Below are 22,520 nucleotides of genomic sequence, written 5' to 3'. Positions count from 1 at the left end.
AATCCCGCCGATGAACTGCCTCGCCTGGCTGAATCCAATCTTGTGCCTTCGGCGGGCAGCGTCGGCGACAGCTACGACAACGCCTTGGCCGAGACGATCAACGGCCTCTACAAGGCCGGGGTCATCTGGCGGCAACGGTCATGGCTCGGCATCTCAGCCGTGGAAATGGCGCCCCTGCGCTGGGGTCGACTGGTTCAACCACCATCGCCTGTTCGGCCCCACCGGACACATCCGGCCGGCCGAAGCCGATGCCAACGACTATGCAGCCAACGAGACCCTCGATATGGTATCGCGACCCAATTGAAACTACCTCTGGTAAACCCGGGACGCTTCAGATGCTGTACAAACTGCGTCCGGAAGACATTCCAAGCCTCAACTGCTACCAAGATGAAATGAAAAGACTGTTTCAAGGCATGGGCAAGCCCGATTTCGGAATCGATTTTGGCACAGCGAACACGCGCATCGTAACGTCCGGCGGCGGTATTCTGTTCGACGAACCATCCCTGTGCTGTTTTATGGGGCAGGCTGATCGTGGCGAACTGGTGGCCGCAGGTTCTGCTGTCAGGTCCATGCTGGATCGGACCTCCGGAGCGATGATGGTCGCCCGTCCGCTCAAACGCGGGGTTCTGAGCGACATCGCTGCTGCGCGTGATTATCTGGCCTATGCCGTGCAGTCGAGCGTCGGCCAACGTCGGCTGCGCTCCTTCCGCGCAATCATTGGCGTTCCTGCCGATGCAACCAACGCTGAACGCAGCGCTCTGCTTACAGCTGCGAATGACGCTGGCCTCGGATCAGTCCAGTTGCTCGCAGAACCACTTGTGGCTGCGCTCGGTGCAGACCTTCCGATCGAGCTGCCCCAAGGCACCATGATCGTTGAATGCGGAGCAGGCACCACGGAAGCAGCCATACTCTCGCTTGGCGGGATTTGCGCGACGGCATCGCTTCGCGGCGGCGGAGATGCCTTGGATGGCGCGATTTCCGACCATCTCCATTTCCGTCACAAGTTCCTCATCGGCGCAAGTACGGCAGAGAAGGCCAAGCGCGAGCTGGTTGAAATGTTTCATGATGGAGTAGACGCCAGCGTCTCTATCCGGATCAAGGGCCGTAATCTGGCTAACGGCCTGCCTGGCGCAATCAGTATTCCCGTCAGCGACTTGCATCCGGTCGTGGAGAAGCACGTAGCGGGAATTGCCGCAATGGTGCTGAACCTTCTCAGTCAGATACCGCCCGAACTGAGCCGAGACATTCACGATGGCGGCATTGTCCTAACCGGTGGAAGCGCAGAAATCGGTCTTGTCGGTCGGGCCATTGTCGACGTCACGGGGCTGTCTGTGACGGTGGCTGACAACCACGCCCATTGCGTGGCACGCGGTCTGCAAAGGGCGCTCGCGCATTAAGTATGCAGGCGTTTGCTGGCAGCTATGATTTTTGCTTGCTTGTTGTTGTCCCGTTCGTTGGCGGAAGGGTTGCTGCGGCCCACTGGCGGGGGGAAGTCGACCCGGTTCCAACCTTCTCTGGACCGCAAACTGAACGCCTTCCTGCGCGGCGAATTATGCGGCTGCCGTTTCCTCGACAGTTATGCCCTCGCGGATGTTGTACAGTCGTCCAAAGGTCGGGATGATTTTCTCGTCATGCGTGACGACAATGATCGCGGTATCGAATTGCCGGGCCATGTCATTAAGCAGCTTGACCACTGCCAAGGCGCGGACCCCGTCGAGCGGGGCGGTAGGTTCATCGGCCAGGATTACCGGAGGCCGATTTACGAGCGCGCGAGCAATGGCGACGCGCTGTTGTTCGCCACCGGAAAGCTGCGATGGCATGGCCGCAGCACGGTGCGCCACGTCGAGCGCCTCCAGCAGGTCGCGCGCCTCCCTGCGCGCCTGGGCGTTGGGTTTGCCGGCCAGCATCGGCAGCAGCGCCACATTGTCGGTCACATCGAGGAACGGAATCAGATAGGGCGCCTGGAAGATGAACCCGATAAGATCGCGGCGAAGCGCGCGCAGATCGTCCACTTTCCAGCCATTCTCGTAGATCACGGTATCGCCGATGGTCATGCGTCCGGATGTCGGCTCGATCACGGCGCCGAGGCATTTGAGCAAGGTGCTCTTGCCCGAACCCGATGGTCCGATGAGGCCGACCACTTCACCCTTGGCAACCGACATATTGACGCCGCGAAGGGCATGAACGGCGGTGTCGCCGCTGCCATAGGTCTTGGCCAGGTTCTCGATGCGGATGCCTTCAGCCACCGATCGCCTCCGCAGGATCGACCTTCAGTGCCGCACGGATGGCAAGCAGACTGGCGAACGCGCAGATCGCCATGATCGCGAAAAATCCCCGGACGGCATCGGACGGCAGCAGCAGCACGTATTTGGGGAAGAACGGTGCCCAGAAAGTCGCGGCGATCTTGCCGACGGCAAAACCGATGAGGCCCAGCCCCAGCGCCTGTTGCAGGATCATGCCTGCAATAGTGCGGTTGCGCGTGCCGATCAGCTTGAGCACGGCAATCTCGCGGATTTTGCCGATGGTCATGGTATAGATGATGAAGGCGACGATGGCGGCGCTGACTATGGCGAGGATCACCAGGAACATTCCGATCTGCCGCGCCGAAGTGGCGATCATCTTGTCGACCAGGATCTCTTCCATCTGCGCGCGGGTATAAACGGTCACCCGTTGCCACCGCCGGATCGCGGCGGCGACGCCTTCGGCATCGGCACCGGCCGCGACGGTCACCAGCACGGCGTTGACATTGTTGCTACTGGCCTGTGCGGCATTCACCGCTTCGCTCACGGCCGGATTGCCCGGCGGGTTCAGCACCGGACTTGCAGCCGTGCGCGCGCGCTGGCGGACGATGGCATCGCTGTCCTTCTGGAACTGAGCCTCCTGCGCATCCTTGAGCGAGAGAAACAGCATCGGATCTCCACCGGACGAGACCATCCGACTGGTCAGGCCGACAATGCGATAGGTGTTGCGCCGGACCTTCACCTGGTCACCGATGGCGAAGCCCGTCTTCACGTCAGCCACTGCCTCGTAATGTCCCCGCACGATCCGGCGCCCGGCAAGGAGGTGCGGCGGCTGGCCCGGCTCGCCCGGCTGGCCAACTTCCGCCCCCACCACCATGACCCGCACATCCTTGCCCCGGTGCGCGATCTGCATGGTGAGATAGGTAACGCCGGCCGCGCGGTCGACGCCGGCCATCGCCCGGATCGGGCGCTCGGTATCCTCGTTCAGGCTCGACGGTTCGGCATAGGGGCCAAGCGTTTCCTTCTGGACCACCCATAGATCCGCGCCGCTGTTGTCGAGCAGCGCCTGAGCATCATCGATCATCCCGCGATAGACGCCCGCCATGGACAGGGTGACGCCGATCAGCAGACCTAGCCCGAAACCAGTGAGCACGAACTTGCCCCAGCCATGCAGAATGTCGCGTCCGGCCAGACTGATCATCGCGGCACCTTCACGGCAGCTTTTCGACCACGGAAATCCGGCTCGAGCTTGTCAGAGGCCGGGCACTGTGGACGACTACGCGGTCGCCCTTCGCCAGCCCTTCCAGCACCTGCACCCAGCCATCTGCATCTTCCACGCCAAGGCGCACAGGCACGAATTCCAGATCGCCGTCACGCATGGCCCAGACGCCGACTCTGCCCCCTGTTCGATGCACAGCGGCGTTCGGTAACGCGAGCGTGCGTTGTCGCGACGGAAGGCTGATCGTCACTTCGGCCAGTTCGCCAATGGGTGGGTGCGCCGTGTGGCCGTTGAATGCCACCTTCGCCAGCACCTCCTCGGTCACGGCATCGGCGACAGGTTCGACCCGCAGGACAGCGCCGCGCAGGGGCGCGTCGATCCTCGAGCGCAGCACGATGCGCGCCGGCAAGCCTGCGGCAAGGCCGCCCGCGCGAGTCTGGTCGAACCGTGCGTTGATCCACAAATGCGCCGGATCGACTATTTCGACAACGGCTTGCCCTGCCACTACGGTCGTCCCCGGTTCGGCCAGGCGGCGGACGACCAGCCCGGCCTTGGGCGCGACCAGGCGCAAATTGGTCTTCTGCTCCTGCAACGCCGCGCGTTCCGCCCCGGTGCGCCCGCGATCCTGCGTGGCTGCGGCCCGGTTCGCCTGCGCGGCGGCGAGACCGGCTTCGGCTGCTGCCAGGGACTGCCGCCGTTGATCGAGGGCCGCACGGGTCAGCCATCCGCCCCGGAACAGCTCCTCGCCGCGCGCCGCCTCGCTTCGTGCCAGGGCAAGCCGCGCGCTGGCATCCGCCACTTGCGAGGTTGCCGCCTGCTCGAGTGCCGCTGAACGGCCGGCACTGCCCGATGCCGCGACGATGCGCTGGTCCAGATCGATGGGATCGATCAGGGCAAGCAACTGCCCGGCTTCCACCCGGTCCCCGACATCGACCGCAATGCGCGCGACTCGCCCCGGCGCGGTTGGTCCGATCTTATGGATGTAGCGCGCCTCAACCGTGCCAATTCCGAACAAGGCCGGCGTTATCGCGCGCTCATCCACCTGAGCGACAGTGACCTTGACCGCGGCCAGCGGACCAGAACGGATTGCCACCCAGAAGAGCAGAAGCGCCAGCGGCACAAGCACGGCCAGCAGCATCCAAACCCTTCGGCTTTGTGGCAAGGATATCTTCATGAGGCGGCTCCCAAACCTTGTCGGAAAAGACCCAACAGGCGGCGCGAAAGTGTGGGCATGACCGAAAAATCATCTGCGGCAAGTGCCTGCATGACCATGCCCTGGGCCATGGCAAGGAACATCACGGTCGCCGCCTCGATATCGGTGCCTTCAACAATCTCACCAGCATCGCGCGCGGCGCAAAGTTCGCGCGCCACTCTGGCGCGGTATCCGGCCATCAGGTCGCGGGCGATGGCCTTGGTGGGCGTCTCGCCAGCGCGCTGAAGTTCGCCGAACAGGATACGCGGGACGCCGGGACTGGCGATCACGAAATCAACATGCGCGGCCAATATCGCCTCCAATCGGGCCAGAGGTCGGCCGGCATCGAGCGCATCGAACCGGCAGTCCAATTCGGCCCGGGTCCATTCGAGCACGGCTGTCCAGATTGCTGTCTTGTTCGGAAAATGACGGAACAGTGCTCCCTGCGATACGCCCATGGCCGATGCAATCTGGCCGGTCGTGATCGTGGCCGGATCATTGTCCGCCGCGAGTTCAATGACGGCTTCCACGGCCCCAACCCGGCGAATTTTGGCAGAGAGATAAGGGCGGTTCATGTGAGCGTTCTGCCACAAAGAAAGCGATTGGTCACTTTCCTTTTCGCCATCACGCCTATCGCGCAACATGTTCAGAGGAGATGCGGACGACGTCTACTTCGAAGCGCGGCACTATCGCATTTACGGGAGCTGCGGGTCAGCCACTGTCGATGTCTTCCTGAGAGGTGATGCGGGCTACAACCACAACTACTCATCGGGCGAGCCTAGAGGTGTGAGTTGATGCTGCCAAGCAGTGGACCCCAACCTTCCAGCCGACCGATCTGCGCAAGCTCTGCGTGCAGCTTCTGCAATTCATGGTCTTGAAGAGAAGCACCAGCTGCGCATTCACACAGAGCTCGAGCTAGTGGCAGGTCTGCTCGAACGCGGCATCGACTTCGGCGTCGCTGAGTCGGACCGGGCACCCCTTGAATGGCGCTCCCGCCTCGACGTTGGCCATTAGGGATCAGTGTTCGTCAGGTTTGTCCTTGCCCATCGCATTGAACAAGAACACGCATGAGAGGGCGTTGAAGGGCAAGGCGACACTGTGCTTGATCCCTTCGTTGTGAGCGGCCTTCAAGTCCTTGAGCAAGACGCCCAGCGCGGTATCAGCGGTCCATTCCGCGATGTCGTCCCAGTTCCTGGCTACCCAGCTGTCGCCCGTGCTCACCTTGAGCAGGTCGAACAACGCCTCCTGGGGCAAATCGTAGTGGCTGCCGAGCTTCAGTCCCTCAGCCACGGCGTTCATGTTGATGCCCAGGATCATGTTGTTGACCAGCTTGGCCACCTGGCTGTTGCCCGCTTTCTCGCCGTAGAAAAAGATGTTCGATCCCATCGCTTCGAAATAGGGGCGGCACGCGTCCACGATAGCTTTCGAGCCGGAAGTCATGATCGACAGCGTGCCCGCTTCAGCCCCTGTATGACCGCCGCTGACCGCAGCGCTGATCAGTTTGAAATCGCTTTCGTCCTCGACCTTCTTCCCCAGCTCATTCATCGATTCGGGATCGAGAGTGCTCATGACAACGATCGTCTTGCCTTTGGAATGAGCGGTCAGCAGGCCCTCGTTTCCCAGGATCACGTCGACGTTCTGCGCATAGTCGCGCACCATCGAGATGATCGCCTCGTCGGCCTGGTCAGCTACCTCGCGCAAGGTATCCACCATTGTCAGGCCGGCTGCGTGCGCCTTCTCGTAGACGCCCTTGAACGCATCGTAGCCGATGACCTCGAAGCCGGCGTTCTTGAGGTTGACCGCCATCGGGAACCCCATCGTGCCGAGGCCGACAAAACCTATTTTCTTGCCCATGAGTTCTTCCTAACTGACAGTGCAACAAGGGTTGTTACAGGCCCTTCGTCCAGGTGCCGTCTTGCTGCGGATCGATTGGGAGGTCGAAGGTCTGGATGAAGCCCGACAGCATCCGGTAGTATCCAATGACGATCATCGCGTCCGCCAGTTCCTGGACCGAAAAGTGGTCGAGCGCCCGTTTGAACAGGACGCCGGGAGCCTTGCCCTTGTCGAGGATGGCATGCGCGAACCGCAGCAGTATGCGCTCATCTTCGACGAATGCATCCCGGTCGTCGAGGCGCGCCTCGGCAATCGCGACGAACTGCTCCTCGCGAACCCCTGCGGCTTGGGCGACGGAGACGTGTTGCTCCCATTCATAGGTGGCATCGGCATAAGCTGCGACGCTCAGCACCAGCAGTTCCTTGTGGTAATCCTTCAGCGTCAGGTTCTTGAAGATCGCGTTCGTGAGATCGATGATCTCGACGAAAGTGCCCGGGCTGTAGCCCATCATCCGGAAGAAATTCACCTTGGTGGGCAGGTTTTCGAACTTCTCTCTCACCTGTGCAGGTAGTGTGGCGAAATCGGGATATCCGATCTCGACCCTCGAGCTGACCCTGTCGCTGAAATCGGCGCCGCTGCTCATCTGGGTTTCCTCTCGCGTGCCTGGCTTGGAATCAGGCGTCCTTGGGCAAGGCTACAGCACCCGGGCGATGAAGTCGTGAAACTCCTGCATATAGGTGCGCAGGACTTTTCGGTTGATTCCACCGTGACTTCGCCGTCCTCGATGATCAGACCCGGCGTGAACTGGATTTAGGCTTCCGGCGCATTCATCTGGGGCGAGTTGCAGAAGCCCAGCACGCTGCGCAGGCTCTGCTGAGCAACTGCCGTGCCGATCACCCGGACCTTGTTCTGGCCGCAGTTATCCTCGGGCTCAGGGAGCAACTGGTGGATGTGGTGGCCGCGATCGAAAAGGCGCGTGAATAGAGCGCACCACTTGCAGATTCGGCATTTTGACGATGGTGTTCATGCGTAAATTTCAGACATCGCGGACAGGCCCGAGATCAAACTAAAAGGCCTGGTTACGGAATTGTATCCCCCTTTGCCGACGCGACGCGGCTATGGAGAGAGCATTGGACTGCCGCGACCCGCGGCAAACAATGGTTCGGGGTACAAAACGCAGCATGCGCATCCTTCTCGCCGAAGACGATGTCGATACGGTCCAGTTCATCGAGACCTGTCTCGGTGAGTTGGGCCATGTCGTGACGTCAGCAGGCAGAGGACAGGTAGCCTTGCAGACTGCCCGCGCGTCGACGTGGGATGTCATCATTCTTGATCGCATGCTGCCGGAACTCGACGGGCTGACGCTCCTTAAGGCCCTGCGCGGTTGCGGCGTGGCTACGCCGGTGCTGATGCTCACCGCGCTCGGGCGGATCGAGGACCGCGTGGACGGTCTCGACGCCGGTGCCGACGACTATCTTCTCAAGCCGTTCGCGCCCGCAGAACTCGTGTCACGGATCCAGGCCCTCGGCCGCCGAAATGCCCAAGGCGGGATCGCCACGAAGCTGCGGGCAGGGCCTCTGGAGATCGACCTGATCGCGCGTGAGGTGCGGCGCGACGGGCGGCTCGTGACCGTCCAGCCTCGTGAATTCAGGCTGCTCGAAGTTCTGATGCGTCAGGGCGGCGAATACGTCACTCGGACCATGCTGCTTGAGCAGGTCTGGGATTTCCATTTCGATCCGCAGACCAAGATCGTCGAGACCCACATGAGCCGGCTGCGTGCCAAGCTCAACGAGGGCGGTCTTCCCGACCTCATCGAGACCACGCGCGGTGCTGGCTACCGGGTCCGGGCTTCATGATGTTCGCTCGCCGCAGCGCCGCCAACCGGATCGCGCTCTTGGGCTGGATGACCTTTGCCGCGGCAACCCTGCTGCTGGGCGTAGGCGTCTACGCCGCGACCCATTTGGCCTTTGCCCGGCAGATCGATGCCCGGATCGAGCAAGCGACTAACGCGCTGCTGATCGAATATCACGATGATGGGGTCAGAGGCGTGCAATCCGCGCTCGACCAGCAGGGACGAACCCGCCCGATCGGGCTCGGGACCGCTCTGTTCGATGCCAGGGGAGAGAGAATTGCAGGCAATCTCGCGATCCCGCTCGCACCGCCGGGCTGGCACAACATCGTGTTCGAAGATCCCGGCGAAGGGCGTGAGCAAGCCCGTGCGCAAGTGACGGCACTGCCGGGAAGCTACCGACTTGTGGTGGCGGCCGACCTCGAATCGCTCAAGGCGATGGATCACACCATCCTGGCGATGTTCGGGAGTGCGGTTCTCGCCCTGTTGCTGCTGGGACTAGGCGGTGCCGTCCTTCTCGCCCGATATCTGCGCCGTCGTCTTGAAAGCATCGAGGCGACTGCCAGCGCCATCATCGGCGGCGACTTGCAGCAGCGCGCGAGAGTTGGCGTGGCAGGCGACGAGTTCGACCGCGTGGCGCTTTCGCTCAACACCATGCTCGACCGGATCGCGGGTCTGATCGCGAACCTGCGGCAGGTCTCGGCTGATTTGGCGCATGATCTGCGCACTCCACTGTCGCGTCTGCGTAATCATCTCGAGCGTATGCGCGGCGGCGCAGCCACGGCCGCGTCGGTCGATCAAGCCGTGGACCAGGCCGATGGCGTGCTGTCGCTGTTCGGCGCGATCCTGCGGATATCAGAGGTCGAAGAAGGCAGCCTGCGCCGCGATTTCAAGCCAGTCGATCTATCGGCGCTGGTCCATGAACTCGGGGAAACTCTAGCTCCTTTGGCTGAGGATGAAGGGCACATTCTCGAGGTCGCCGTGGGCGCCGGAGTGCGTGTTTCCGGTGATCGCGAGTTGATTGCGCAGGCGCTGATCAATCTCGTCGAGAATGCTTTGCTCCACACGCCGTCGGGATCACGGATCGGTCTTCAGGTTCGCCTTGACGACGGCGGGGCGCTTGTCGCGGTGAGCGACAATGGTCCGGGCATCCCCGCGGCCGAGCGTGAGCGGGTGCAACAACGCTTCGTGCGGCTTGAAGCGTCGCGCGCGACGTCCGGATACGGCCTTGGGCTCAGCCTGGTCCGGGCTGTGGCGCAGGCCCATGATGCGTCCTTCACGCTCGCCGACGCCCGTCCGGGCCTTTATGCCGAAATTCGCTTTCCGCGGCGGATAGTCGCGTGAGCCGGCGCAGCCTGCTTCAGGCGGCCAGTGCCGTAGCTGCCGCCCTCGCGATTTCAGGCTGCGTCCGGTACGCGCCGAAGCCGGTCAGTGTCGCAGACACAGCGACGCGCTTTGCCTCCCACACCATCGATCTCGGCACGGCAGCAGCAACTTGCCGTGCTCGCGCACCCAGTGCCCCTTGCGATCCGGCGCGGCCCGACAGGCTCGTCCTGTTCGACGTTCTCCTCGCAAACAATCCTGCAATCGCCGCAGCCCGCGCCAGGGTGGCGACGGCGCAAGCTGCCGGTCGGGCGGCGCATGCACCGGGCGGCCCTACCATGACGCTGAGCAGCGAATATGCCGGTGCCGACTCGCAGCCATGGCTGCTTGGCATCGCGGCCGACATCCCACTGGATTTGGGTGGGCGTCGGGCAGCGCGCATCGGCTCAGCCGAGCTTGCGGTTGCAGCCGCCCGCTACGATCTGGCCGATGCGATCTGGACCGCCCGGATGGCGCTGGTACGGGGGCTTGCCGAGCAATTGGTGGCGGATCGGCAGACCGCCATCGCCGGGCGCCTGGAGGCCCTTCAGAACCGACGCTTCACCATTCTTGAACGGCGGGTCGCGCAGGGCGAGGCATCGCGCGCCGAACTCGAACGTACACGGATCGATCTGGCCGATGCGCGCACTCGGGTCGCGGCGGCCCAGGCTCGACATGAAGCCGCAACCGTCCAGATTGCTTCGGCGCTTGGACTGCCGCTTGAGCAGGTGCGTACGCTGGCTGCGAGTTGGCCCGGCCTTGAAACACCTGCGCCGACCGTTGCCTCTTCTGCCGCAGGCCGCGCTGCGGCACTGCTAGGACGCCCCGATCTGCTGAAGGCAATGACCCTTTACGATCAGGCCGAATTCGACCTGCGGGGCGAAGTCGCCAAGCAATACCCCGCGCTGAGCATTGGTCCGGGGTTTACCTGGGACCACGGCCTGGTGAAGATTCCCTTCAACATCGGGCTGGCGTTACCGCCGCTCGATCTCAACCGGCGCGCGATTGCCGCAGCGCAAGCGCGCCGTGCGCAAGCCGGTGCCGAACTCGAGGCACTCTACGCCGGTGCGGTCGCCGGGATCGATCAGGCCGTGGCCGAGGCTGCGGCCGCGCGCCGGGCGCTGGCGCAGGCGCGCGGGCTCGACCTTCCCATCGCAGCCCAGCTTGCCGCGCAAGCCGACCACGAACTCTCGGCGGGGGCGATCGATCGCAGCGACTGGGCGGCGGCGCAAGGCGGGCTCGAAGTGGCACGCCTCGCCGAATTCGACGCCCTGGCGCGGGTTCTATCCGCCGATGCGGCGCTGGAAGAAGCATTGCGGCGCCCGCTCTCGGGACCGGAAACACTGATTGTGGGAGCAGGATCGTGAGCGGCGGCAAGGGAGCGGCGCTGGTCGCCATGGGCGCGGCAGCGGGCGCATCGATCCTCGCGCTTACCCTTTATCTGACGGGCGAACTTGGGGAGAATGCGGCTGAAGCGGATCGCAACAAGTCCGTAGCGGCGGCCAGTCCCGATCCGGTTCGCGATCCTGCACTGCGACAGCGACTCGGGATCGTTGAGGCGCCGCTCGCCGCATATTCCGGGGCGCAGCAGGCCGGCGGCTTTGCCCGAGGGCTCGATGCCAGCACGCTGGCCGCCATCGTTGCCGAGATTGACACCGCGCGCGCCACCGCTGCCGCCTCGCAGGCTGAAGCTGCGCGTCTCGATATGCTCTATCGCAGCGATGTCAGCGCATCGCGCCGCGCGGTCGAGACAGCGAAGGCGCAGGCGGGGGCGGACCTAGCCCGGCTACGACTTGCTCGGCAGCGGATCGGGCTGGAATACGGTCCTGGTCTTGCAAGGCTCGGCGATGTCGGCGTGCACCAACTCGTCGCGCGAATTTCCAGTGGTGATGCTGCGCTGGTCCGGATTGACGTGCCGGGGGTTCTGCTCAGTGCTGGCGCGGTTGTCCGAATCGGCGACAGGGAGGTTTCGGTCGACGTCCGGGTGCTCGGGCCGGCAGCCGCGAGCGACAGCAAACTACAGTCGGCAGGAGTGCTTGCGGTCGTGACCGGCCCTGCCGTCCGTCAGGCTCTCGCCGGACGCGTGCTTGCCGTGCAGACGGCATCCGGCGCTTCGGTTTCGGGCGTTCTCGTTCCGCGCGATGCCATTGTGCGGCATCAGGGACAGATGTGGGTCTACCACCGCGAAAGCGCGAAGTTCGAGCGGGAAGTCTTGGTCGAACCCGTGCCCGTCAGCGGAGGCTGGCTGGTACTCAGCGGATTGAGACCGGGTGAGATCGTGGTCGTCCACGGCGGTGCTGGACTGCTCGCGCTCGAAACGCGGCCGGCGCAGTCCTCTGGCGGGGACGACTAGGGCCATGCTTGATCGGGTTGTTCGCTGGTGCGTAGGCAACGCCTGGCTGGTTCTTGGTCTTGCTGCCATCTTGCTCACTTACGGGATCGTCGTGGTCGAGCGTGCGCGCTACGATGTGTTTCCTGAGTTCGTTCCCGCACAAGTGACCGTCCAGACCGAATCCCCCGGCCTGGTCGCCGAGCAGGTCGAGGCTCTGGTGACCCGCCCGCTTGAAAACGCCATCAACGGGGCGAACGGAGTTGAAACCGTCCGCTCGGAATCGGCTCAGGGCCTGTCGATCATCCGGGTGACCTTCAAGGAAGGGTCGGACCCGTTAAGGGTTCGGCAGGTCGTGGCTGAGGCATTGGTTCGGGTTTCGGGCCAGTTACCGAGCGGCGTGGCGACGCCCGCGCTCTCGCCGCTGACCTCCTCGACAATGGACATGCTCAAGATTGGACTGGTCAGCGACCGGCTTGACCAGCGCCAACTGAGGGCGTTCGCTGAATGGACCCTCAAGCCGCGTCTGCTGGCAACACGCGGCGTTGCGGGCGCGGTGATCTATGGCTCGGCCGAATCGCGATTCGAAGTGCGCTTGCGACCCGAAGCACTGGTTGCCCGGCAAATCTCGCTGGCGGATGTCTCTGCGGCGGTATCGGCGCTTACAACAGTTCGCGGCGGCGGCTTTGCGGAGACAGCCAACCAGCGTATTCTCATACGACCGACCAACGGACGCATCGATGCCTCGACACTGGGGGATGCACTGATTGCCAGTGGCGGTGGGCCGGCAATTCGCTTGCGCGACGTCGCCGACATCACCCTGGTGGCCGGGCCGCAGATGGGCGACGCGCTCATCATGGGCCGCCCCGGCGTGCTGGTCTCGCTGTTCAGCCAGTACGGCGCTAACACCCTCGAAGCGACGCGCGCGGTGGAAAGGACGCTCGAGGACCTGCGCCCCTCTCTCGCCGCGCAGGGGGTGCAAGTCTATCCCGCCCTCCATCGCCCCGCAAACTTCATCGAGACTGCGCTGCATGGCATGTCGATCGACCTAGCCGTGGGCGCAGCGATGATCGGCTTTATCCTGATGGCCTTCCTGCGTGACATGCGGATCGCGTTGATCGCGTTCCTGGCCATCCCGCTGTCGCTGATTGCTGCTCTGATCGTGCTCGACCTTCTGGGCCAGACGATCAACACCATGACGCTTGGAGGTTTGACAGTTGCGCTCGGCGTTGTCGTCGACGATGCCGTTGTCGATGTCGAGAATATCGTGCGCCGGCTGCGCGGAACGCAGGGCGGTGACCGCCGGGCAATCATTGCCGCGGCGAGCGTTGAAGTGCGCGCGCCCGTGGTTTACGCGACCTACGTGCTGGCGCTGACCATCGCGCCGATCCTGTTTCTCACCGGCCTGCAGGGCGCGTTTTTCTCGCCGCTCGCGCTGGCGATCCTGCTTGCCGTATTGGCCTCGCTCGCCGTCGCGATCACCCTGACCCCGGCGCTTGCCTTCCTGCTGCTGTCTCGCACCACGCCTCACGACGAACCGGCTTTGCTTGCGCGCGCCAAGGCCTGGCACAGGAATTATCTGACCCGGATTTGCGGCGGGCCCAAGCTTGTGCTGGGTGTCACCGCCATCACCGGCATCGTCGGGGTCATTGGCCTGCTGGTCTTTGGCGGCGAACTGCTGCCAGCGTTTCGTGAAGGCCACTACGTGCTCAAGGTTAACGGCCCTCCCGGCGCGTCAATAGGCTGGATGCGCGAAACAGGAACACGGCTCTCGCGCGATCTCCTGGCCATACCGGGCGTTGCTACGGTGGAGCAGCAGATAGGGCGTGCCGAAGCCGGCGAAGATCCGTTCCCGCCCAACCAGAGCGAAATGCATGTCGAACTGAAATCTGGCGGCGCGCGGTCCCAGGAGGCTACCCTGGCAGCCATCCGCAGAACGCTGAGCAACTATCCATCGCTCCAATCAGAAACACTCACCTTTCTGGGTGACCGCATTGGCGAATCGCTTTCGGGCGAAACGGCGCAATTTGCGGTCAGCATCTATGGTGCAGATCTCGACACGCTCGATCGCGTCGCAACAGAAGTGGCCGCGGTTGTCGCCAAGGTTCCGGGGGCTGCGGACGTGCGCGTGAAGTCGCCGCCGGGAACGCCAGTGCTGACCATCGAACTTGATCCGGCGCGCATGGCTGCGCACGGAGTTACCCCGGCCGACGCCAACGACGCGATCGAGATAGCCAATCAAGGCCATGTTGCAGGGCAGGTTGCCGAAGCCGACCGGGTGACCGATGTGGCGCTGATTCTGCCCCCTGAATTGCGCCGCGATCCCGAAAGCGTCCGCGACATACTGGTGCGATCGATGGACGGGTCGTCGGTCAGGCTGGGTGACGTGGCGAGGATCAATCTCGAAGAGGGCCGCAGCAGCGTCAATCGTGGAGGCGGCCAGCGCCGCCAGGTTGTCACGCTCAATCCGACGCGCTCCGATGTTGCGGGCTTTGGCCGCGATGCGCGCGCCGCCATCGCGGCCAACGTCAAGCTGCCGGTCGGGGTGACGCTTGCCTACAGCGGCGTTGCCGAGGGGCAAGCCGCTGCAACGCGCCAGGTCATGTTCAACGTGGCCATCGCCGCGGTTGCCATCGTCGGGCTCCTGGTTCTCGCCTTCGGCGGATTGCGGTCGGCCGCGCTGATCCTCGCCGGCACTCCATTCGCGCTGATGGGTGGTGTCGTCGCGGTTGGACTGACAGGTGGCGTGCTGTCGCTCGGTGCTTTGGTCGGGTTCGTCACGCTGTTTGGCATCGCCGCGCGCAATGCGATCTTGCTGGTTTCGCATCTCGATCACCTGGTCGGCGAAGAGGGCGAAGCCTTTGGCATCGCCACTGTCCTCAGGGCAGCCGAGGAGCGCGTAACCCCGATCCTGATGACTGCGCTGGTCACGGCGCTCGGCCTCCTGCCTTTGGCGCTCGAAAGTGGTCAGGCTGGTCGCGAGGTGCAGGGACCGATGGCACTGGTCATTCTCGGTGGCCTCATCACCTCGACAATCATGAGTCTGTTGTTCCTCCCAGCGCTGATTCTCCGGTTCGGCAAGCATGCGCGGACTGGGCAGCCCTTGCCCGCGCCGGACTTGGCGTCGTGAGCGAAACCGGCCCTGCAGCGACAACCACCCTGGCCGACGCTCGGGTCGGAATTCCCCGCACGGTTTGGGTGCTGGGCCTCGTCAGCCTGTTCATGGATCTATCATCCGAGATCATTCACGCGCTCTTGCCGGTGTTCCTGACCACGACGCTCGGCGCCAGCGTCGCCCTTGTGGGCCTGATCGATGGCATCGGCGAGTCGACCGCATCAATCACCAAAATGTTCTCGGGCTACATTTCGGACCGGATCGGACGCCGGAAGCCTCTCATTCTCTTGGGATATGGGCTTGGGGCGGTATCCAAGCCACTCTTTGCCATAGCTACGGGCCCCATGCCGGTGCTTGGTGCACGGTTTGCCGACCGGATCGGCAAAGGCCTGCGCGGTGCGCCGCGCGATGCGCTTGTTGCCGACGTAACCACGATTGAAATTCGGGGACGAGCCTACGGTTTACGTCAGGCGCTCGACACGGTCGGAGCTTTCCTGGGACCGCTGGCCGCCATCGCACTCATGTTCGCGCTGGCCGACAATATGCGCGCGATCTTCTGGATTGCACTGATACCGGCGCTGCTCTCGGTCCTGCTGGTGATTTTCGGCGTCGGCGAGGCCGAACGAAAGACGCAGGGCATGGCAAAGCCACCGCCACTCAGACTGGCGGAACTGAAGTCCTTCGACCGCGGGTTCTGGATGGTCGTGGCGGTGGGAGTAGTATTCACACTTGCCCGGTTCAGTGAATCCTTTCTCGTACTCAAAGCCAACGGCGAAGGACTACCGCTGGCTTGGACGCCGCTGGTACTGGTGGTGATGAACCTCGTATATTCACTGGGATCCTATCCCGCGGGCGCGATTGCAGATCGGGTGAATTCGGCATGGCCGATGGCCTGGGGACTCGTGTGTCTCATTCTCGCAGACCTCATGCTGGCGTTCGGGGTTGGGCTATTCGCAGCGTTCGCCGGCATCGCCCTGTGGGGCGCGCACATGGCACTGACTCAAGGGATACTTGCCAAGTTAGTGGCGGACGCAACGCCTGAGCATTTGCGTGGCTCAGGATTTGGCCTGTTCAATCTGGCAACTGGGATTGCGATGCTATTCGCCAGCTTGCTGGCAGGCGTGCTCTGGTCAACAATCGGGTCCGCTGCCACGTTCCTGGTCGGGGCGATGTTTGTTCTGGTAGCAGGCAGTCTGCTGATGATTGCCCGACGAGTGGGCGGAAGTTAGTTTGCGGACGGCTGGGGACCCTCAGGATATCCAGCACCTCGGGTATGGTGAATCCGGTAACGCCCGGACCGATGACGCCGGCATTGGCTAGGTTCTGTTGACAAAGTTCGGTAGCCATCGACGGATGGCGGCGAGATTAAGGAAGCTGGCGAACGAGAGCGCAGTCTTGTCGTAGCGGGTTGCGATGCGCCGTTGATGCTTGAGGTGACCGAACATGCGTTCGATGCGGTTGCGGTCCCTGTAGCGACGGAAGTCGCAGGCGATAGGTTCGCGCCGGTTGGCCTTTGGCGGGATGATTGGCAGGATGCCGCGCATCAGCAGGTTCGCCCGGACCGCATCGCCATCATATCCTTTGTCTGCCAGCAAAGCCTTGGGCATGTTGACGGGCAATGCCATGAGGTCATCGACCGCCCCGTAATCCGAGGCCTCGCCGCCGGTCAGGATGAAGCCGAGAGGGCGTCCCTGATTGTCGCAGCGGGCGTGGACCTTGCACGAAAAGCCGCCGCGTGATCGACCAAAAGCCTCCTTATGAGTCCCCCTTTAGCGCCCGCTGCCGAAACATGGCCGCGAACCGTGGTGCTGTCGATCATGTGCTGCCAGTTGTCGGTCAGTCCGAACTCGACCAGCGTCGCCAGGATTGCATCCCAGACGCCTTGCTCGGCCCATCGCCGGAACCGCACATAGACCGAGTTCCACTTGCCGTAGCGTTCATGCATGTCCCGCCACGGGCAGCCAACACGCAGCACATGAAGCATGCCATTCAGAAATCGCCGATTGTCATGGGCAGGGCGCGCCTTTCGACCGCGTTCCGAGGGCAGCAGTCCCTCGATCACGTCCCATTCCTCGTCCGTCAGATCTCCACGCGCCATCGCCGCTCCCTGCAAAAGGCAGCCTTGAATCAGAGATCAACCCATTTGTGAATCGTCAGAGTTCAGCGTCTGCGGGTGGACGCACATTTTTGCGGTGGCGAACATCGCAGGCACCGCACTCTGCGAAATTCACCCGCGCCTGACGTAATGATAGCGAGCCGTTCGGACCGCCCCGGACCAACTCGGCATCGTGGTCGTCTTGGCCATCATCTTCCCAAAAACACACGGGGCAAACCTCATAGCCGCCTCGCTCCGAGAGCGTCGCGAAGCGGCAGCAGGGACACCTGAAGGCCCGTCCTTCCGTATAAGGTTCAATGACGTTGCGAAACTTCATTCAAGCAAAGTCACCGTAGTGACCAACTTTGTCAACAGGACCTAGCACTACTTTGGCAGAATTGCAGGATGTGCAGTTGCCAGGCATCCTCCGCAATGAGGGCAATGGCGCGGCGGCGCGCGCGATAAGCGGTCAAGGATAGCTTGGCGTACAGCCGGTAGGCTCGGCTGAGGGGGCGGACCGGAGACTCTTTTTTTTCCGCCCCGTCTGAGCGAGCCTTCGTGTTTGCAGGAAGGCATAGGCGATCATTGTCATGAGCGCATGGCGATGCAGCCCGGTCCACGAGCGGCCCTCGAAATGGTCGAGACCAAGTTCTTCCTTGAGTTGCTGATGCGCCTGTTCGCAGACCCAGCGCGCCTTGATGGCGCCGGCGACATCTTTGGCTGGCGTGTCGGCGGGAAGGTTGGAAAGATAGTATTTTCGCTCGCCGCTGGAGCGATGCTCGCCCACCAGCCAAGCCTCTTCGCCTGGCATGTGCTGTGCGCCAGCAGCACCGATCCGCTGTGGCGCGCCATCAGCGATCCGCACGCGCATGACAGCGAAGCGGGCGCTCAGACGGCCTTTGGTTCCGCGGCGCCAACTGATCTTCCGCCACTTCGCCTCCTCCAGCATGGTATGGGCGGCCAGGGATTTGACGTCGGGTACGTGCCGGACACGCGGTCGTCCACGTCCCGCCACCGGGAAGATCAACTGCACGTCTGAGGGATAGACCTTCTGGTGGCGGGGGATGCCGACCGCCCAGCAGAGGCCCCGTGCGCTGAGCGCCTGCCGGAACGGTGCGGACAGGCCATAACCGGCATCGGCCAGGACGCAGCCAAAGCGCACGCCGGCAGCGATGATGCGGTCGATCTCCTCAATCGCGATGTCAGGCTTTGTGCGATAGGCCCGAAATGCTTCGGGCACAGCCGCCTTGGCCATCCGTGCAGTGTCGCTGGTCCAGCTTTCCGGCAGGAACAGCCGCAAACCCAGCATGACCGGAACTTCTCCCGAGGCCAACGTCACCGATACCAAGGTCTGGCAGTTGGCGTTCTTGCCCAACACCGTGGCGTATTGCGGCGCGACACCGACCGAGGCCTTGCCCTTCTTGGGTAGCGCTGTGTCGTCGATGATAAGCCAGGCCTTGTCGCCGCCGACCAGCTCATCAGCCTGTCGCCACAACGTCGCCTCCAGCGGCGCGCTGTCCCAGATCCCTGCTCCGACGAAATGGTGTAGCCGGTCATAGCTGAGCGCGTCGATGCGTGCTGCCATCGGCTGGATACTCTTGCGATCGCCCGGGCCTATCAATCCGGCGATATAAGCCGGACACATCCGCCGCCGCGTCTTGTTGGCCAGAGCCTGCAAATACGGCTCAAGCCACTGTTCGAGGTCCCGCCGCCAATCCTCTTCCATCGCCAGCCTCCACAAAAGCTGGCTCCCTATGAATCACGCATTCCTCCGAAGGGGAATCCCAAAAATTACACTTCTGCCAAAGTAGTGCTAGTATATCCGCGCGGGTGCACAACCGAGGACCGGTTGGTCAGGCATTTTTCACCTTGTCGGACGAGGATGGCACGATGAACTACTATTTTGCAAAGACCCTGGAGACGGATTTCGAGAGTGCGGTGCAACGTGCCACCGAGGCACTGAGGCAGCACGGATTCGGGATCATCACCCAGATCGACGTCAAAAATACGTTCAAGAACAAGATCGGGGTTGAATTTCGCGACTACCGCATTCTGGGTGCCTGCAATCCGCAACTGGCGCACGAGGCGCTCCAGATCGAGGACAAAGTTGGCACCATGTTGCCGTGCAACGTCGTCGTTCAGGATTTGGGCCATGGAAAGATCGAGGCCGCCGCGATTGACCCGGTCGCCTCAATGATGGCCATCGAAAACCCAGAACTAAAGCGCGCCGCTGAACAGGTTCGCGAGAAGCTTCACGGAGCGATCGAAAGCCTGTAGCCAAGGCCTTCCTGCCCTGAGTGTTCCCGATCAACACAGAAATGTTGATACCTGGGCTACGCGTGGATGGCGATGCAGCCAAGGAGCAGGGTTGAGCCCCCGGTATAACCGATGCCGAGCGAACGGGTGGCAACATCGGCCATGGTGCTGCCCGCCTTGGTCGATGCGATGATCGTCGTCCAATAGAGCGTAGGGTGGGAAGGTTCGGGCGCGCATCTGCAACCATACGAGCAGCACCAACAGACTGGCGAATATGGCTGTGTCGACGAGATAGCCGAGGTTCATGGTCATGGAGACGGTATCCCATGCAATCGGAGCAGGATTTGAGAATGGCATCACTGCAACTCCCCCGATTCCGGGACTCTTTGGGATTGCCCCTGCGCCTACTTGCCGGGCTGGCCACTGTCGCCGGCCTTTTCTTCGTGTTTCTCAAAATTTGGGCCGAAGTGGCTGAAGGAGATGCACGTGCGGTTGATGCGGCAATTCTGCTGTCGTTGCGGGTGGCAGGGCATCCGGACGTTCCGATCGGTCCGACCTGGCTCAAGCAAAGCATGATTGAGGTATCGAGCCTCGGCGGGACGACCCTGCTTGGCCTGCTGATTTTTGCCGCCTGCGGATATCTCGTCATCAAAGGGGCACGCATCCGCGCGTTGATGCTCGCGGCCGCAACTCTCAGCGGCGCTGGTGCAATATTTTTTCTCAAGAATGCCTTCGGACGGCCCCGGCCAGAACTTGTCGATCATTTGGTGGCGGCCCAATCGATGAGCTTTCCATCCGGCCATGCCGCAAATTCCGCGCTGGTCTATCTCACCATCGCCGCGCTCGCCAGCGATGTGGAACCAGGCCGTTCGGCGCGAATCTACATAATGGCTGTGGCCATGACGCTGACGATCCTGATCGGATTGTCGCGGCTCTATCTCGGCGTCCACTGGCCTAGCGATGTCGCGGCTGGCTGGGCGCTTGGTGCGGGTTGGGCACTGGCGTGGAGATTGGCTGCGGCCCGCTATTCTCTGGTTTCTACGTCGTGAAGGCGATGCTCATGGTCTGAAAATTAACGCCATGGAGCGCGACAAGGCCAACTTGCGCCATGGAGTCATCCTGCTTTGCCGTCCACGCGAGGTTGAACGTAAATCGCCATCGCCCGCACGGCCCATGGCAATAGGCCTGCCGCGAGGCAGAAGGCGGACAGGATCAGCAAGGGGAGAGCTTCAGCGGACAGCGCCGCAGCCAATCGCAGCACGGTTGAAACCTGGACCAGGGCAAAGGCTAACCACGCGAGGGCGGGCATGGCCAGTGGCCGGCCCGAATGCCCCTGGCTCACGCGCGTGACCATGGCGATAACCAGGCTGCCAGCAAAGCCGATCGTGAGCAGGTGGATGCCTCCCCTGGCGCTCTCCGGTGCGAACAGGCCGGACCAGGCCGTCCAGGCGAAGCCAAGAGGCGCCCAGGCAAATCCCAGGATGAGAACCCACAGCAAGCCGGGTGCACGCCTTCCGGGCCACCACTTCCACAGCATGAGGCCGGTCAGGCACGCGAGCACTGCATTGCATGCCGCAGCCACGCCAGAAGCGGAAAGGTAATAGGCGCCAGTCTCGGCAAGACTGGCGATCCAGAAGGCAGCCAGGACCCAGAAAGGCCTCCAGCGCGAATAGTTCGTCACCACATTGCCTGCGAAGAACGGGACCATGCGGTGACACACGGTGATGAAGACCGGGAGGATGAACAGGGCGAGGCCGGCAACGTTGGACACGTGGATCAGCATACCATCCAGCGATCGCAATCCCGCGATAACCCCGATCAGGCAGCCGAAGCCTGCGCAGACGGCGCCGAAGATCGACCAGCCGTGCCACGTTGGCGACCGGCCAGCGCGCAACTCGCGAACCAGCCAGCCAAGCATCCAGCCCAGCGCCCAGATCCAGCCTGTCGCCGCCGCGCCGAATGCAATGACAATGGCGAGGGGCACAGCGGCAAGCAGGCCCGTCCACAGCATGATCGCTGCCAGCAGGAAGGCCAGGCCTACTGGGACGTAGATGATCGGCGCCGAATCAGGAAAGCCCGTCCAGCGCGGAAATACCGTGAGGAGGAAGCCGAAAAAGAACGCCGGAAGCACGAGAAACAACATGATCGGGGCATGCAGCAGGCTTGCGGGGATGGGTTGCTCAAGGTGCGGCCCCATCCCGCCGAGGGCGAACAGCATTGCGCCCCACCATATTATGACCAAGGCGAACTGGACCGCGCCGACGAGAAACAGCAGCCGGTGCGGGGTCGCAAGGACGACGGGGGCTTTTACCACAAGCCATGGCTCCCGCCAGCAGCGCCGATGATTGTGATCAGCGAGGCCGCCAGCAGAATGCGATGCATGATCTCCATCCGGCGAAAGTCGGCGGCTGGCGTGGACGAATGGCGCATGCGCTTATGGATGACGAGCGGTTCGAGCACGAACAGCATCATGGCAAACATCGTCCAAACGGCCACCATAGCCGTCATCCACCAGAATTGGAGTTGGCCGAACCGTTCCCACAAGCCGGCGCGCCAGACCATCCAGAAGCCGCTGAGGCCGGCCAGCGCCACCCAGACGCGCGCCTGCCGGGCAAAGCCGCCTTCGAACCGATGAAATCCCGAGAGCTGCTCATCCGGCAGAGTGTCGCGCCGGATCGCCGGCATGGCGACCGTGGTGACAAAGGCGACGCCGCCGATCCACAGCACGATGGAGGCTATGTGGATCACGCGGGCGATCATGAAGTCATCCATGGCCATGCTCCAGGGGTGTTTGGGTCTGGCTGGGCGTGGAGTCTGGCCCGGTCATAGCGGCTTGTCATCCTCGTCCAGGAAAATCCGCTCCGACGCTCCGGCAACATCCTCGTACTGACCCGTCCGGAATGCCCAGAAGAATACAGCGAGACCCAGACCGCCAAGAGCGATCGAAAGAGGTATCAGGAAGATCAGCGCACTCATCGGGTGATGTCACGATTGGTCTGGGGAAGAGGATGACGCATCTCGGGCGACATC

General features: G+C 62.8%; 20 protein-coding genes and 3 pseudogenes. 10 read left to right on the top strand and 13 right to left on the bottom strand.

The annotated features are described in order from the left end of the window. Positions 1-21 precede the first annotated feature (21 nt). Positions 22-304: pseudogene (locus K426_RS30125) on the top strand (IS3 family transposase); the annotation flags it as partial. Positions 305-335: 31 nt separating this feature from the next. Next, complete coding sequence (locus tag K426_RS03160; protein ID WP_237229913.1) at positions 336-1,397, top strand: rod shape-determining protein; 1,062 nt, start codon at positions 336-338, stop codon at positions 1,395-1,397. 153 nt (positions 1,398-1,550) lie between these two features. Here K426_RS03160 and K426_RS03155 read toward each other — a convergent pair whose 3' ends face one another. From K426_RS03155 to K426_RS03130, 6 genes are all read right to left on the bottom strand, one after another. Next, positions 1,551-2,246: an ABC transporter ATP-binding protein gene (locus tag K426_RS03155; protein WP_066553633.1), complete on the bottom strand. Its 696-nt coding sequence runs from the start codon at positions 2,244-2,246 to the stop codon at positions 1,551-1,553. Further along, the gene (locus K426_RS03150; RefSeq protein WP_066553630.1) at positions 2,239-3,441 is read right to left on the bottom strand and encodes an ABC transporter permease; all 1,203 of its coding nucleotides are present in this window, start codon (positions 3,439-3,441) and stop codon (positions 2,239-2,241) included. The genes K426_RS03155 and K426_RS03150 overlap by 8 nt, the downstream gene beginning before the upstream one ends. A 10-nt stretch (positions 3,442-3,451) precedes the next feature. After that, positions 3,452-4,633, bottom strand: coding sequence for an efflux RND transporter periplasmic adaptor subunit (locus tag K426_RS03145; protein WP_066553627.1), 1,182 nt, complete (start codon positions 4,631-4,633; stop codon positions 3,452-3,454). Beyond that, positions 4,630-5,181, bottom strand: a complete 552-nt coding sequence (locus K426_RS03140) for a TetR/AcrR family transcriptional regulator (protein ID WP_237229912.1) — start codon at positions 5,179-5,181, stop codon at positions 4,630-4,632. The genes K426_RS03145 and K426_RS03140 overlap by 4 nt, the downstream gene beginning before the upstream one ends. A 487-nt stretch (positions 5,182-5,668) precedes the next feature. Further along, positions 5,669-6,505 carry an NAD(P)-dependent oxidoreductase gene (locus tag K426_RS03135; protein ID WP_066553620.1) on the bottom strand — a complete coding sequence of 279 codons (837 nt, stop codon included), beginning with the start codon at positions 6,503-6,505 and terminating at the stop codon, positions 5,669-5,671. Between the two features lie 34 nt (positions 6,506-6,539). Then, the gene (locus tag K426_RS03130) at positions 6,540-7,127 is read right to left on the bottom strand and encodes a carboxymuconolactone decarboxylase family protein (RefSeq protein WP_066553617.1); all 588 of its coding nucleotides are present in this window, start codon (positions 7,125-7,127) and stop codon (positions 6,540-6,542) included. Between the two features lie 538 nt (positions 7,128-7,665). Between K426_RS03130 and K426_RS03120 the strand changes: the two genes are divergently transcribed. From K426_RS03120 to K426_RS03095, 6 genes are read left to right on the top strand one after another with little or no spacing between them, the layout of a single operon-like run. Then, a complete protein-coding gene (locus K426_RS03120) occupies positions 7,666-8,340 on the top strand; it encodes a response regulator transcription factor (protein ID WP_066553615.1) in 675 nt (224 codons plus the stop codon). Then, on the top strand, positions 8,337-9,677 hold the full coding sequence (locus K426_RS03115) for a sensor histidine kinase (protein ID WP_066553614.1): 1,341 nt from the start codon (positions 8,337-8,339) through the stop codon (positions 9,675-9,677). Before K426_RS03120 ends, K426_RS03115 begins: the two co-directional genes overlap by 4 nt. Next, positions 9,674-11,062 (top strand): TolC family protein, encoded by a 1,389-nt coding sequence (locus K426_RS03110; RefSeq protein ID WP_066553612.1) that lies wholly within the window; start codon positions 9,674-9,676, stop codon positions 11,060-11,062. The genes K426_RS03115 and K426_RS03110 overlap by 4 nt, the downstream gene beginning before the upstream one ends. Then, a complete protein-coding gene (locus K426_RS03105) occupies positions 11,059-12,048 on the top strand; it encodes a hypothetical protein (protein WP_066553608.1) in 990 nt (329 codons plus the stop codon). Before K426_RS03110 ends, K426_RS03105 begins: the two co-directional genes overlap by 4 nt. Positions 12,049-12,052: 4 nt before the next feature. Beyond that, the gene (locus tag K426_RS03100) at positions 12,053-15,154 is read left to right on the top strand and encodes an efflux RND transporter permease subunit (protein WP_066553606.1); all 3,102 of its coding nucleotides are present in this window, start codon (positions 12,053-12,055) and stop codon (positions 15,152-15,154) included. Next, positions 15,151-16,368 carry an MFS transporter gene (locus K426_RS03095; protein WP_197672749.1) on the top strand — a complete coding sequence of 406 codons (1,218 nt, stop codon included), beginning with the start codon at positions 15,151-15,153 and terminating at the stop codon, positions 16,366-16,368. The genes K426_RS03100 and K426_RS03095 overlap by 4 nt, the downstream gene beginning before the upstream one ends. Positions 16,369-16,455: 87 nt before the next feature. On the opposite strand, the pseudogene K426_RS33030 reads toward K426_RS03095, so the two are convergent. The 3 genes and pseudogenes from K426_RS33030 to K426_RS03080 all read right to left on the bottom strand — a co-directional run bounded on the left by K426_RS33030 (position 16,456) and on the right by K426_RS03080 (position 18,960). Beyond that, positions 16,456-17,237, bottom strand: a pseudogene (locus K426_RS33030) (IS5 family transposase). A 55-nt stretch (positions 17,238-17,292) separates the two neighbouring features. Continuing rightward, positions 17,293-17,571 carry a CPCC family cysteine-rich protein gene (locus K426_RS33025; RefSeq protein WP_082748385.1) on the bottom strand — a complete coding sequence of 93 codons (279 nt, stop codon included), beginning with the start codon at positions 17,569-17,571 and terminating at the stop codon, positions 17,293-17,295. Between the two features lie 132 nt (positions 17,572-17,703). Continuing rightward, positions 17,704-18,960 (bottom strand): IS701 family transposase, encoded by a 1,257-nt coding sequence (locus K426_RS03080; protein ID WP_021243113.1) that lies wholly within the window; start codon positions 18,958-18,960, stop codon positions 17,704-17,706. 164 nt (positions 18,961-19,124) lie between these two features. On the opposite strand from K426_RS03080, the gene K426_RS03075 reads away from it, so the two are divergent. Further along, positions 19,125-19,511: a DUF302 domain-containing protein gene (locus K426_RS03075; protein ID WP_066561278.1), complete on the top strand. Its 387-nt coding sequence runs from the start codon at positions 19,125-19,127 to the stop codon at positions 19,509-19,511. Between the two features lie 71 nt (positions 19,512-19,582). Here K426_RS03075 and K426_RS30110 read toward each other — a convergent pair. Then, positions 19,583-19,814 (bottom strand): annotated as a pseudogene (locus K426_RS30110) (hypothetical protein); the annotation flags it as partial. A gap of 26 nt (positions 19,815-19,840) precedes the next feature. On the opposite strand from K426_RS30110, the gene K426_RS03070 reads away from it, so the two are divergent. Further along, on the top strand, positions 19,841-20,539 hold the full coding sequence (locus tag K426_RS03070; protein ID WP_158511722.1) for a phosphatase PAP2 family protein: 699 nt from the start codon (positions 19,841-19,843) through the stop codon (positions 20,537-20,539). 65 nt (positions 20,540-20,604) lie between these two features. Here the strand turns inward: K426_RS03070 and K426_RS03065 are convergent, their stop codons facing one another. The 3 genes from K426_RS03065 to ccoS are packed head-to-tail and all read right to left on the bottom strand — an operon-like array spanning position 20,605 to position 22,466. Continuing rightward, positions 20,605-21,804 carry an NnrS family protein gene (locus tag K426_RS03065; protein ID WP_066553595.1) on the bottom strand — a complete coding sequence of 400 codons (1,200 nt, stop codon included), beginning with the start codon at positions 21,802-21,804 and terminating at the stop codon, positions 20,605-20,607. Continuing rightward, positions 21,798-22,262, bottom strand: coding sequence for a hypothetical protein (locus K426_RS03060; protein ID WP_066553593.1), 465 nt, complete (start codon positions 22,260-22,262; stop codon positions 21,798-21,800). Before K426_RS03060 ends, K426_RS03065 begins: the two co-directional genes overlap by 7 nt. A gap of 51 nt (positions 22,263-22,313) precedes the next feature. Further along, positions 22,314-22,466 carry a cbb3-type cytochrome oxidase assembly protein CcoS gene (gene ccoS / locus K426_RS03055; protein WP_066553590.1) on the bottom strand — a complete coding sequence of 51 codons (153 nt, stop codon included), beginning with the start codon at positions 22,464-22,466 and terminating at the stop codon, positions 22,314-22,316. Positions 22,467-22,520 lie beyond the last annotated feature (54 nt).

The sequence above is a fragment of the Sphingobium sp. TKS genome (assembly GCF_001563265.1).
In the GTDB taxonomy this organism is placed as follows: domain Bacteria; phylum Pseudomonadota; class Alphaproteobacteria; order Sphingomonadales; family Sphingomonadaceae; genus Sphingobium.
The sequence above is the reverse complement of the archived record's forward strand: the minus strand, read 5'-3'. Positions and strand labels throughout refer to the sequence as shown.

Excerpts from the sequence above, each read along its gene's own strand:
- K426_RS03160 (WP_237229913.1), top strand. The coding sequence starts at position 336 with ATGCTGTACAAACTGCGTCCGGAAGACATTCCAAGCCTCAACTGCTAC.
- K426_RS03150 (WP_066553630.1), bottom strand. The coding sequence starts at position 3,441 with ATGATCAGTCTGGCCGGACGCGACATTCTGCATGGCTGGGGCAAGTTC.
- K426_RS03145 (WP_066553627.1), bottom strand. The coding sequence starts at position 4,633 with ATGAAGATATCCTTGCCACAAAGCCGAAGGGTTTGGATGCTGCTGGCC.
- K426_RS03135 (WP_066553620.1), bottom strand. The coding sequence starts at position 6,505 with ATGGGCAAGAAAATAGGTTTTGTCGGCCTCGGCACGATGGGGTTCCCG.
- K426_RS03130 (WP_066553617.1), bottom strand. The coding sequence starts at position 7,127 with ATGAGCAGCGGCGCCGATTTCAGCGACAGGGTCAGCTCGAGGGTCGAG.
- K426_RS03120 (WP_066553615.1), top strand. The coding sequence starts at position 7,666 with ATGCGCATCCTTCTCGCCGAAGACGATGTCGATACGGTCCAGTTCATC.
- K426_RS03115 (WP_066553614.1), top strand. The coding sequence starts at position 8,337 with ATGATGTTCGCTCGCCGCAGCGCCGCCAACCGGATCGCGCTCTTGGGC.
- K426_RS03100 (WP_066553606.1), top strand. The coding sequence starts at position 12,053 with ATGCTTGATCGGGTTGTTCGCTGGTGCGTAGGCAACGCCTGGCTGGTT.
- K426_RS33025 (WP_082748385.1), bottom strand. The coding sequence starts at position 17,571 with ATGAAGTTTCGCAACGTCATTGAACCTTATACGGAAGGACGGGCCTTC.
- K426_RS03080 (WP_021243113.1), bottom strand. The coding sequence starts at position 18,960 with ATGGAAGAGGATTGGCGGCGGGACCTCGAACAGTGGCTTGAGCCGTAT.
- K426_RS03075 (WP_066561278.1), top strand. The coding sequence starts at position 19,125 with ATGAACTACTATTTTGCAAAGACCCTGGAGACGGATTTCGAGAGTGCG.
- K426_RS03070 (WP_158511722.1), top strand. The coding sequence starts at position 19,841 with ATGGCATCACTGCAACTCCCCCGATTCCGGGACTCTTTGGGATTGCCC.
- K426_RS03060 (WP_066553593.1), bottom strand. The coding sequence starts at position 22,262 with ATGGATGACTTCATGATCGCCCGCGTGATCCACATAGCCTCCATCGTG.
- ccoS (WP_066553590.1), bottom strand. The coding sequence starts at position 22,466 with ATGAGTGCGCTGATCTTCCTGATACCTCTTTCGATCGCTCTTGGCGGT.